Source organism: Streptomyces sp. NPDC104831 (assembly GCF_055583025.1).
Window position 1 is genome coordinate 18,871 of the sequence record NZ_JBVJOT010000080.1, and the last position, 11,112, is coordinate 29,982.

General features: G+C 71.2%; 10 protein-coding genes. 6 read left to right on the plus strand and 4 right to left on the minus strand.

Going from position 1 to position 11,112, the window contains the following annotated elements:
* Positions 1 to 26: 26 nt before the first annotated feature.
* Complete coding sequence (nadA, locus tag ACZ63H_RS34915; RefSeq protein ID WP_469872078.1) at positions 27 to 1,211, minus strand: quinolinate synthase NadA; 1,185 nt, start codon at positions 1,209 to 1,211, stop codon at positions 27 to 29.
* Positions 1,212 to 1,476: 265 nt separating this feature from the next.
* Here nadA and ACZ63H_RS34920 point away from each other — a divergent pair, with 265 nt between their 5' ends.
* Positions 1,477 to 1,833: an iron-sulfur cluster assembly accessory protein gene (locus tag ACZ63H_RS34920; protein WP_030340884.1), complete on the plus strand. Its 357-nt coding sequence runs from the start codon at positions 1,477 to 1,479 to the stop codon at positions 1,831 to 1,833.
* An 84-nt stretch (positions 1,834 to 1,917) separates the two neighbouring features.
* Here ACZ63H_RS34920 and ACZ63H_RS34925 read toward each other — a convergent pair whose 3' ends face one another.
* Both ACZ63H_RS34925 and ACZ63H_RS34930 read right to left on the minus strand, forming a co-directional pair.
* Entirely contained in the window at positions 1,918 to 3,402 is a 1,485-nt protein-coding gene (locus ACZ63H_RS34925; protein ID WP_469872080.1) for a hypothetical protein, read from the minus strand.
* A 96-nt stretch (positions 3,403 to 3,498) separates the two neighbouring features.
* Complete coding sequence (locus ACZ63H_RS34930) at positions 3,499 to 3,708, minus strand: hypothetical protein (RefSeq protein ID WP_469872081.1); 210 nt, start codon at positions 3,706 to 3,708, stop codon at positions 3,499 to 3,501.
* A 129-nt stretch (positions 3,709 to 3,837) separates the two neighbouring features.
* Here ACZ63H_RS34930 and ACZ63H_RS34935 point away from each other — a divergent pair, with 129 nt between their 5' ends.
* Positions 3,838 to 4,812 carry a carbohydrate kinase family protein gene (locus ACZ63H_RS34935; RefSeq protein ID WP_469872083.1) on the plus strand — a complete coding sequence of 325 codons (975 nt, stop codon included), beginning with the start codon at positions 3,838 to 3,840 and terminating at the stop codon, positions 4,810 to 4,812.
* 18 nt (positions 4,813 to 4,830) lie between these two features.
* Here the strand turns inward: ACZ63H_RS34935 and ACZ63H_RS34940 are convergent, their stop codons facing one another.
* Positions 4,831 to 6,207 (minus strand): aminotransferase class V-fold PLP-dependent enzyme, encoded by a 1,377-nt coding sequence (locus tag ACZ63H_RS34940; RefSeq protein WP_469872084.1) that lies wholly within the window; start codon positions 6,205 to 6,207, stop codon positions 4,831 to 4,833.
* Between the two features lie 258 nt (positions 6,208 to 6,465).
* Here ACZ63H_RS34940 and ctaC point away from each other — a divergent pair, with 258 nt between their 5' ends.
* The 4 genes from ctaC to ACZ63H_RS34960 all read left to right on the plus strand — a co-directional run bounded on the left by ctaC (position 6,466) and on the right by ACZ63H_RS34960 (position 10,944).
* Complete coding sequence (gene ctaC, locus ACZ63H_RS34945; RefSeq protein WP_469872085.1) at positions 6,466 to 7,425, plus strand: aa3-type cytochrome oxidase subunit II; 960 nt, start codon at positions 6,466 to 6,468, stop codon at positions 7,423 to 7,425.
* Positions 7,422 to 9,155, plus strand: coding sequence for an aa3-type cytochrome oxidase subunit I (gene ctaD, locus ACZ63H_RS34950; protein ID WP_467940235.1), 1,734 nt, complete (start codon positions 7,422 to 7,424; stop codon positions 9,153 to 9,155). Before ctaC ends, ctaD begins: the two co-directional genes overlap by 4 nt.
* On the plus strand, positions 9,152 to 9,550 hold the full coding sequence (locus tag ACZ63H_RS34955; protein ID WP_030616654.1) for a cytochrome c oxidase subunit 4: 399 nt from the start codon (positions 9,152 to 9,154) through the stop codon (positions 9,548 to 9,550). The genes ctaD and ACZ63H_RS34955 overlap by 4 nt, the downstream gene beginning before the upstream one ends.
* 131 nt (positions 9,551 to 9,681) lie before the next feature.
* Positions 9,682 to 10,944 (plus strand): L,D-transpeptidase, encoded by a 1,263-nt coding sequence (locus tag ACZ63H_RS34960; RefSeq protein WP_469872087.1) that lies wholly within the window; start codon positions 9,682 to 9,684, stop codon positions 10,942 to 10,944.
* Positions 10,945 to 11,112 lie beyond the last annotated feature (168 nt).

An 11,112-nucleotide genomic window follows, 5' to 3' on the forward strand; every position in this document is an offset into this window, starting at 1 on the left:
CCCTTCGTCTCCGCCGCGCGGCCCGGTTACGGCAGCGCCAGCATCCGCTCCAGCGCCAGCTTGGCGAACGCCTCCGTCTCCTTGTCGACCTCGATCCGGTTGACCAGGTTGCCCTCGGCCAGGGACTCCAGCGCCCAGACCAGGTGGGGCAGGTCGATGCGGTTCATGGTCGAGCAGAAGCAGACCGTGCGGTCGAGGAAGACGATCTCCTTGCCCTCGGACGCGAAACGGTTCGCCAGCCGGCGCACGAGGTTCAGCTCGGTGCCGATGGCCCACTTGGAACCGGCCGGGGCGGCCTCCAGGGCCTTGATGATGTACTCGGTCGAGCCGACGTAGTCCGCCGCCGCCACGACCTCGTGCCGGCACTCCGGGTGCACCAGGACGTTCACGCCGGGGATGCGGGCGCGCACGTCGTTCACCGACTCCAGGCTGAAGCGGCCGTGCACGGAGCAGTGGCCGCGCCACAGGATCATCTTCGCGGCCCGCAGCTCGTCCGCGGTGAGACCGCCGTTCGGCTTGTGCGGGTTGTAGACCACGCAGTCGTCCAGCGACATCCCCATGTCCCGGACGGCGGTGTTGCGGCCGAGGTGCTGGTCCGGCAGGAAGAGGACCTTCTCGCCCTGCTCGAACGCCCAGTCCAGCGCCCGCCTGGCGTTGGACGAGGTGCAGATCGTGCCGCCGTGCTTGCCGGTGAACGCCTTGATGTCGGCGGAGGAGTTCATGTACGAGACGGGGACGACCTGCTCGGCGATCCCGGCCTCGGTCAGCACGTCCCAGCACTCGGCGACCTGCTCGGCCGTCGCCATGTCGGCCATGGAGCAGCCGGCGGCCAGGTCGGGCAGGACCACCTTCTGGTCGTCGGAGGTCAGGATGTCCGCCGACTCGGCCATGAAGTGCACACCGCAGAAGACGATGTACTCGGCCTCCGGGCGCGCGGCGGCGTCCCGGGCCAGCTTGAAGGAGTCGCCCGTGACATCGGCGAACTGGATGACCTCGTCACGCTGGTAGTGGTGGCCGAGCACGAAGACCTTGTCGCCGAGCTTCTCCTTGGCCGCGCGGGCGCGCTCGACCAGGTCGGGGTCGGACGGCGACGGCAGGTCACCGGGACACTCGACGCCCCGCTCGCTCTTCGGGTCGGCCTCACGGCCGAGCAGCAGCAGGGCGAGCGGACTCGGCTGCACGTCGAGCTCCGGGGTCTGGGCGGTGGTCACGACACGCACCCTTTCTACTTTTCGTCTAACTGACGCTATCTATCATAACCGGTTCACGTCACTTTGACGATGGCCATAACGTCGATGTGACGTGAATCCCGCCGGGCCCCCTCTCCGAGCCGCTGTCCCCCCGACGGGCCATGTGCGAGCATGAGGAAGCAACACGAAAACGCGACCACGCGAATGCCCGGCCCGGAATGAATCCGCGGAAGCGCCGGTTGCACTGGTCGGCAAGCAGTCTCCGTACAACCCGGGAGAGATGTAGATGTCCGTATCGGACGAGACCACCACCGTCACCGACGGCATCATCCTGACCGACGCCGCCGCGGCCAAGGTCAAGGCCCTGCTCGACCAGGAAGGCCGCGACGACCTCGCGCTGCGCGTCGCCGTCCAGCCCGGCGGCTGCTCCGGCCTGCGCTACCAGCTCTTCTTCGACGAGCGCTCGCTCGACGGCGACGTCGTGAAGGACTTCGGCGGGGTCAAGGTCGTCACGGACCGGATGAGCGCCCCGTACCTGGGCGGTGCCACCGTCGACTTCGTGGACACGATCGAGAAGCAGGGCTTCACGATCGACAACCCGAACGCGACCGGCTCCTGCGCCTGCGGCGACTCCTTCAGCTGAGCCGGCACCGGTCGGTGAAGGCGGCGGTCCCCGTGCCGGGGGCCGCCGCCTTCGTCCGTCCCGCGCGGGTCGCCGTGCGTCGGCTCAGCGCGGCCGCGGGGACGCGTCCGGCCGCAGCGCGCCCGGCCGCGCCCGCGGGACCGCCCGGCCGTCCGCACCGGTCACCGTCCGCCCGTCCAGCGGCGCGTGGAGCGTCACGGTCTTCACGTACTCCTTGGCGACCAGCACGCACACCCTGTCCGGCCAGGGCGTCTCGGTGACGGTCACCGTCACCCGGTCGCCGCTCTCCCGCGCCGAAACCCGGTAGTCGGCGCACACCCCGCCCGAGAAGCCCACGTTCAGCGTCCGCCCGTCGGCCGTGTACGCGCGCACCGGCACGCTCCCGCTCCTCCCGCTCTCCCCGGACGGCGTCGGCACGGCGGACGCGGACCCGGACGCCGGCACCAGGTACGCCGGGTCGACCGCCGGATACGTCACCGTGAACGCCTCGCCCCCGGCGGACCCGCGCGCCCGGAACAGCCAGGACGGCACCAGCGTCCGCCGCCCGCCCACGGAGTGCGCGGCCAGCCCGAACACCGCCTTCTCCACCGTCACCGTCTCCCGCGCCCGCTGCGGCGTCCCGGAGGGCGCCCCGCACGGCCGCTCCGGCCGGTCCCCGCGCGGGACCGGGCTCGCGCACCCGCCGATCCCCGTCCGGTGCCCGCCCTGCGCCCTCCCGTTCAGCAGCTCCAGCGTCCGCGCCGCGCCCAGCACCGGATACGCCGCGCCCTTCACCGGCGCGGCCAGCAGCCCGTGGCCGCCGGCGACCTCGCCCCCGCGGCCGACGTCCAGGCCGGTCGACCAGCCGTAGGTGGGCAGCCCGCCCACCACCGGGTCCGCGGTCACCACCCGCCGGGCGCCCGTCACCCGGCTCGCGTCCATCCTCGCGTTCCCCAGCCCGGCCGCCGCCAGCACCGGCGCCGCCGCCCTCACCGCCGCGGCCACGCTCACCGGATCGCCGGCCGGAGTCCCCGGGCCCGGGGAACAGAGGGTCACCTTGCGGCAGTCGTCGGTGCCGGGCGCGTACCGGCCGTACGACCAGTCGCCCGGCCCGTCCCGGCGCACCGTCAGCGCCGGCCCGAAGCCGTCCCGGCCGCCGGCCCGCCAGTCGCGCCCCTCGGCCACCGGGGCCCCGTCCATGCCGAGCGCCTTCGCGAGCCCGGCCACCCGCTCCCGGCCGGGGCCGGCCCCCGGCTCGTACACCGGCGCCGTACCGGGCCCGTCCGGCAGCGCGCCGGCGGCCACGTACCGGGCGCCGTACGGGTCCGGCTCGCCGGGCGCGACACCGCCGGTGCCGGTGCCGGTCCAGCCGTCCAGGGTGAGCGGCGGGGGAGTGCGGGCCCCCGCGGGCGCCGCCGCGTCGTCCCCGCGGCCGTCCGGGCCGCCGGCGGTGGCGAGGTGGGCCCCGCCACCGGCGAGCAGCACGGCGGCGGTGGCGAGAAAGGCGGCGAGGGCGGCGGGGCGGCGCCTCGTCCGCCGGGTCCCGCGCTCTTGGGGGACGCCGGGGTGTTCGGGGTGCTCGGTGTTCACCGCATCGCTCCTCGCTGTCGTGCCCCGCGTTCCCCGCGGGGCCGGCGGCGATGGGACGCGGGAGGGCGGCGCGCGGTTCCCGGGGCCCGCCCCCGGTCAGTCGCCGTAGTCAGACATCGCGTCCAGCAGCCGGGCGGACCGCGCCGGCACGGACACCCCGTGGATGCGGGACGGGGGCACCGGACGGGACTCGGCCCGCTCCGGCGCCGCCCAGTGCGGAGCCATCCGGGCGCAGTCGCCCCACAGGGGAGCGAGGCCGCCGCCGGGCTCGGCCGGGACGGAGGAGGTGACCTCGAAGTTCGTCATGACCGCACCGTACGCACGGCACGGGCCGCGAAGAAAGATCTACTATCGGGTAGATTCGTCAGCTTCAGCGGCGGCGGCGGAACGGGTAGCGTGAACTGTCAACCCAGCCTCCCGCAGGAGAACCCCGCCGTGCGCATCGCAGTCACCGGCTCCATCGCCACCGACCACCTCATGACCTTCCCCGGCCGCTTCGCCGACCAGTTCGTCGCGGACCAGCTGCACACGGTTTCGCTCTCCTTCCTGGTCGACAACCTCGACGTCCGCCGCGGCGGCGTCGCCGCCAACATCGCCTTCGGCATGGGCCAGCTCGGCACCCGGCCGATCCTGGCCGGTGCCGCGGGCTTCGACTTCGACGAGTACCGCGCCTGGCTCGACCGCCACGGGGTGGACACCGAGTCGGTCCGCATCTCCGAGACCCTGCACACCGCCCGCTTCGTGTGCACCACCGACGCCGACCACAACCAGATCGGCTCCTTCTACACCGGCGCGATGAGCGAGGCCCGCCTCATCGAGCTGAAGACCGTCGCGGACCGCGTGGGCGGCCTCGACCTGGTCCTCATCGGCGCCGACGACCCCGAGGCGATGCTCCGCCACACCGAGGAGTGCCGCTCCCGGAACATCCCGTTCGCCGCCGACTTCTCCCAGCAGATCGCCCGGATGGAGGGCGAGGAGATCCGGATCCTGCTGGACGGCGCGACCTACCTCTTCTCCAACGAGTACGAGAAGGGGCTCATCGAGTCAAAGACCGGCTGGAGCGAGGCGGAGATCCTGTCCAGGGTCGGCCACCGGGTCACCACGCTGGGCTCGCGGGGCGTGCGCATCGAGCGGACCGGCGAGGACCCGATCGAGGTCGGCTGCCCCGAGGAGGAGCGCAAGGCCGACCCCACGGGCGTCGGCGACGCCTTCCGCGCCGGGTTCCTGTCCGGGCTCGCCTGGGGCGTCTCGCTGGAGCGCGCGGCGCAGATCGGGTGCATGCTCGCCACGCTGGTCATCGAGACCGTGGGCACGCAGGAGTACCAGCTGCGGCGCACCCACTTCATGGAGCGGTTCGTGAAGGCGTACGGGGACGAGGCGGGCGAGGAGGTCCGCGCCCACCTCGCCTGAGCGCCGGCCGGGCGCGGGTCAGGCGACCCGGCGGACCAGGTACGCCGTACCCCGCTCCGCCGGCTCCTCGCCCACGTACTCCTGTCCCCGCATCTGGCACCAGGCCGGGATGTCCAGGCGGGCCGCCTCGTCGTCCGAGAGGACCCGGACGAGGCCGCCCACCGGGACCTCGCCGAACACCTTCGCCAGTTCGATGACCGGGATCGGGCAGCGCTTGCCGAGGGAGTCGACGACCAGCTCCCGCGCCCGGACGGCCGTCACCGGGGCCGGCGCGCCCAGCTTCTCCCGGACGCCCGCCACCACCCCCGGCAGCACCTCGAGGAACCGTTCCACGTCCTCCTCGGCCGCCCCCGCCGGCAGGGACACCCGGACGTTCCCCTCGCTCAGCACCCCCATCGCCTTCAGCACATGGCTCGGCGTCAGCGTGCCGGACGTGCACGAGGAGCCGGAGGAGACCGAGAAGCCGGCCCGGTCCAGCTCGTGCAGCAGGGCCTCGCCGTCGACGTAGAGGCAGGAGAACGTCACGATCCCGGGCAGCCGGTGCCCGGGGTCGCCGACCACCTCCACGTCCGGCACCAGCCGCGGCACCCGGTCCCGGATCCGCCGCGTCAGCTCCCCGAGCCGTGCCGCCTCCCGGTCCGCCTCGGCCCGTACCGCGCGCAGCGAGGCCACGGCCGCGACGATGGCCGGGATGTTCTCGAAACCGGGCGCCCGGCCCGACTCGCGCTCGTCCACCGGGCCTTGGGCGGCGTACCGCACCCCCTTGCGCACGGCGAGCAGCCCGACCCCCGACGGCCCGCCCCACTTGTGCGCGCTGGCCGTCAGCAGCGACCAGCCGCCCTCCACCGGCCCCCAGCCCAGCGACTGGGCCGCGTCCACCAGCAGCGGCACCCCGGCGGCCCGGCACGCCTCGGCCACCTCGGCGACCGGCTGCACGGTGCCCACCTCGTGGTTGGCCGACTGCAGGCACGCCAGCGCGGTGTCCGCCCGGAGCGCCCGCGCGTACTCCGAAGGGTCGACGGCTCCCGTCCGGTTGACGGCCACCCGGGTGACGCTCCCGCCCTCCGCCTCGAACGCTTCCGCCGAATGGAGGACGCAGGAGTGTTCGACGGCGGACACGATCAGGTGGCGCCCCACCCGCCGCCGCCCGGCCAACGCCCCCGCGATCCCCGTGTGTACGGCCCGCGTCCCGGACGGGGTGAAGACCACCTCGTCGGCCCGGCAGCCCACGGCCTCCGCGGCCGCCTCCCGGGCCGCGTCCAGCAGCATCCGCGCCTTGCGCCCCTCCCGGTACAGCCGCGCGGGATCGGCCCACCCCTCATCCAAAGAGGCCAACAGCGCCTGACGGGCCACGGGATGGAGGGGAGTGGCGGAAGCAGCATCAAAGTAGGCCATACGGCAACGCTAAACCGCCGGTCAGCCGGGCGTCCCCAAGGGGTGCGCCGCCGGGCGCGACCAGCCACAACACCCCCGCAGCCGCCAATCAAGCGAACCACCCCACCCAGTAGGCACCCCTCCTCGCGAACCCTCGGAGAGGGTGGGCTAGGGTTTGGTCCGCATAAACATCCAAACCCCTGCCCGACGCAGGGCGGCGACCGACCAGCGAGAAGGCCGCAGCCGACCGCGCGGGCGAGACTCTCGGGAAGGCGCTACGTGAGTCCCAACGGCTCCGACCGCTCGCCGCGGCGCCCGATGCGGCGGAAGCTGCTGCAGGCACTGACCGCGGGCCTGGTCCTGGCGACCGCAACCGGTTGCACATACAAGGACTTCCCCCGCCTTGGCATGCCCACCCCGACCACGGAAGAGGCTCCGCGGATCCTCTCCCTGTGGCAGGGCTCCTGGGCTGCCGCGCTCGCCGTCGGCGTGCTGGTGTGGGGCCTGATCCTGTGGAGTGCTTTCTTCCACCGGCGCAGCCGCACCAAGGTCGAGGTTCCTCCGCAGACCCGGTACAACATGCCGATCGAGGCCCTGTACACCGTGGTCCCGATCATCATCATCTCGGTGCTCTTCTACTTCACGGCCCGGGACGAGTCGAAGCTCCTGGACACCTCCAAGAAGCCCGACGTCACGGTCAACGTGGTCGGCTTCCAGTGGAGCTGGGGCTTCAACTACATCGAGAACGTCCCCGGTTCCGCCGGCGATGCCAAGACCGACAAGAACCTGGACGCCATTCCGGACCGGTTCAAGGACCAGTTCCCGGCGAACGCCGGCGGTGTCTACGACGTCGGTACGCCCGGCACGCGGAACCCGCAGACGAACAACCCCGGTCCGACGCTCTGGCTCCCCAAGGGCAAGACGGTCCGTTTCGTCCTGACCTCGCGTGACGTCATCCACTCCTTCTGGGTGGTGCCGTTCCTCATGAAGCAGGACGTCATCCCGGGCCACACCAACGCCTTCCAGGTGACCCCCAACAAGGAGGGCACCTTCCTCGGCAAGTGCGCCGAGCTCTGCGGCGTCGACCACTCCCGGATGCTGTTCAACGTGAAGGTCGTCTCCCCCGAGCGTTACGAGCAGCACCTCAAGGACCTCGCCAAGAAGGGGCAGACCGGTTACATTCCCGCCGGCATCGCGCAGACGAGCCACGAGAAGAACCGGGAGACGAACAACCTGTGAGCATCCTCAACGAACCCCAGGGTGCCGCGGCAGCTGATGGCTCGTACGCCGACGAGCTGCCGGTCAGGCGCAAGCAACCCGGCAATGTCGTGGTGAAGTGGCTGACGACCACCGACCACAAGACGATCGGCACGCTGTATCTGGCGACGTCGTTCGCGTTCTTCCTGATCGGCGGCGTGATGGCGCTCATCATGCGCGCCGAGCTGGCCCGTCCGGGCCTGCAGATCATGTCGAACGAGCAGTTCAACCAGGCGTTCACGATGCACGGCACGATCATGCTGCTGATGTTCGCGACGCCGCTGTTCGCCGGTTTCGCCAACTGGATCATGCCGCTGCAGATCGGCGCGCCCGACGTGGCGTTCCCGCGGCTGAACATGTTCGCCTACTGGCTGTACCTCTTCGGTTCGCTCATCGCGGTGGCCGGCTTCCTCACCCCGCAGGGCGCGGCCGACTTCGGCTGGTTCGCCTACTCCCCGCTGTCGGACGCGGTCCGTTCGCCGGGCGTCGGCGCCGACATGTGGATCATGGGTCTGGCCTTCTCCGGCTTCGGCACGATCCTCGGCTCGGTCAACTTCATCACCACGATCATCTGCATGCGTGCCCCGGGCATGACCATGTTCCGCATGCCGATCTTCGTGTGGAACGTGCTGCTGACCGGTGTGCTGGTCCTGCTGGCCTTCCCGGTGCTGGCCGCCGCGCTGTTCGCCCTGGAGGCGGACCGGAAGTTCGGCGCCCACATCTTCGACGCGGCCAACGGCGGCGCGCTGCTGTGGCAACACCTCTTCTGGTTCTTCGGACACCCAGAGGTGTACATCATCGCCTTGCCGTTCTTCGGCATCATCTCCGAAGTCATCCCGGTGTTCTCCCGTAAGCCGATGTTCGGCTACATGGGCCTGATCGCCGCGACGATCGCGATCGCCGGCCTGTCCGTGACCGTGTGGGCCCACCACATGTACGTCACCGGCGGTGTGCTGCTGCCGTTCTTCTCCTTCATGACGTTCCTGATCGCCGTACCGACCGGTGTGAAGTTCTTCAACTGGATCGGCACGATGTGGAAGGGCTCGCTGTCCTTCGAGACACCGATGCTCTGGGCGACCGGCTTCCTGATCACCTTCACGTTCGGTGGTCTGACCGGTGTCATCCTGGCCTCGCCGCCCATGGACTTCCACGTCTCCGACTCGTACTTCGTGGTGGCCCACTTCCACTACGTGGTCTTCGGCACGGTCGTCTTCGCCATGTTCTCCGGCTTCCACTTCTGGTGGCCGAAGTGGACCGGCAAGATGCTGGACGAGCGCCTCGGCAAGATCACCTTCTGGACGCTGTTCATCGGCTTCCACGGCACCTTCCTGGTCCAGCACTGGCTGGGCGCCGAGGGCATGCCGCGCCGGTACGCCGACTACCTGAACGCCGACGGCTTCACCGCGCTGAACACGGTGTCGACCATCAGCTCCTTCCTGCTCGGCCTGTCGATCCTGCCGTTCCTCTACAACGTCTGGAAGACCGCCAAGTACGGCAAGAAGGTCGAGGTCGACGACCCGTGGGGCTACGGCCGCTCGCTCGAGTGGGCGACCTCCTGCCCGCCGCCGCGGCACAACTTCCTCACCCTGCCGCGGATCCGCAGCGAATCCCCGGCGTTCGACCTGCACCACCCCGAGATCGCCGCGCTCGAGCAGCTTGAGCACGCCGGTCACGGCACCGCCGTCGCGGGCAGCAAGGAGGCCGGCAAGTGAAGATCCAGGGTCGGATGTTCATCTGGCTGAGCGTCTTCATCCTGATCATGGCCATCGTGTATGGCGTGTGGTCGAAGGAGCCGGCCGGCACCACGGCACTCTTCCTGGCCTTCGGCCTGGCCGTCATGATCGGCTTCTACCTGGGCTTCACCGCCCGGCGGGTCGACGCGGGCGCCCAGGACGACAAGGAGGCCGACGTCGCGGACGACGCGGGCGAGCTGGGCTTCTTCAGCCCGCACAGCTGGCAGCCGCTCATGCTGGGCTTCGGCGGCGCGATCGCCTTCCTCAGCATCGCGGTCGGCTGGTGGCTGATCTACTTCTCCGCCCCGTTCATCCTGATCGGCCTGTTCGGCTGGGTGTTCGAGTACTACCACGGTGAGAACCGCACCCAGTAGGGCGCGCAGAAGCACCGGGAGCCCGGACCTTCCTGACGGAGGGTCCGGGCTCCACTCGTTTGCCGGTGCATCGTTCGCTCGGATGAGTGACTCACCATGCCGGTAGTCTCGTCATCTCATAGCGTGATCATATGAACCACACCGCGCGGACCCGTACCGTCGTCGGCTGCACCCTGCTGGTGACCGCCCTCGGTGCGGGCGTCACCGCTTGCGGTTCGGACGGCAACCCCCTGTCGGCCAGGCCGTACGACGCAGCGGACCTGATCTCCTTCAACGGCCCCGCCGAAGCGGGCAAGCGGGCCGACCCCGACAAGCCCCTGGAGGTCACCGCCAACAGCGGTGAGGGCCGGATCACGGACGTCACCGCCCGGGACTCCACAGGGCGCTACGTGACGGGCGAACTCGCCGCCGACGGCAGCCGCTGGCACAGCACCTCCCCGCTGGCCGCGGGCGCCCACTACACGGTCACCGTGAGCACCGAGGACGACGACGGCGCCCCCGGCCGCAAGGTCCTCTCCTTCGACACCGGCAAGCCGGCGGGCAAGAAGCGCCTGGGCGTCACCTTCGGGCCGGGCACCGGCACCTACGGCGTCGGACAGCCCCTCACGGCTCAGCTCGACCAGGCGATCAAGGACAGGGCGCAGCGCGCCGTCGTGGAGGGGGCCCTGCGGGTGGAGTCCGTGCCGGCCGTGCCGGGCTCCTGGTACTGGGTGAACGACAAGGAACTCCACTACCGCCCCAAGGACTACTGGCCGGCCCACGCCACCGTCCAGGTGCACAGCAACCTGGACGGCGTGCGGATCAACGACCGCCTGTGGGGAACGAAGTCCGCCCCGCTGAAGATCACCACGGGGGACCGGGTCGAGGCCGTCACGGACGCCGCCACGCACCAGCTGACGTACTACCGCAACGGCCAGCCCGTCGAGCAGCTCCCGGTCACCGCCGGCAAGCCCGGCTTCGAGACCCGCAACGGCGTCAAGGTCGTCCTGGAGAAGCAGTACTTCGTACGGATGCGCGGCACCACCGTCGGCATCGCCGAGGGCACCTCGGACTCCTACGACCTGCCGGTGTACTACGCCACCCGGGTCACCTGGTCGGGCGAGTACGTCCACGCGGCCCCCTGGTCCGTCGGCTCCCAGGGCTACGAGAACGTCAGCCACGGCTGCGTCGGGATGAGCACGTCCAACGCCGAGTGGTTCTACGACAACATCCGCGAGGGCGACATCGTCAGGGTCGTCAACTCCCAGGGCCAGACCATGGAGCCCTTCGGCAACGGCTTCGGCGACTGGAACGTCGACTGGAAGAAATGGCGCGCGGGCAGTGCCCTCACGAACAAGACCCCGGACGGCCCGGCCCCGGCCGAGGCGGTACGCCTCCAGCCGAGGGCCCTGTAGCCGCCCCGTGAGGGGCGCGGGGCGCGGCTGCCGCCGCCCGGGCGCGACGGGCCCCGGCGGACCGGCGGCCGCGGGGGGGCCCCCCCCCCCCCCCCCCCCCAGCCCCCCCCCCCCCCCCCCCCCCCCCCCCCCCCCCCCCCCCCCCCCCCCCGGGAGGCAACACACAAG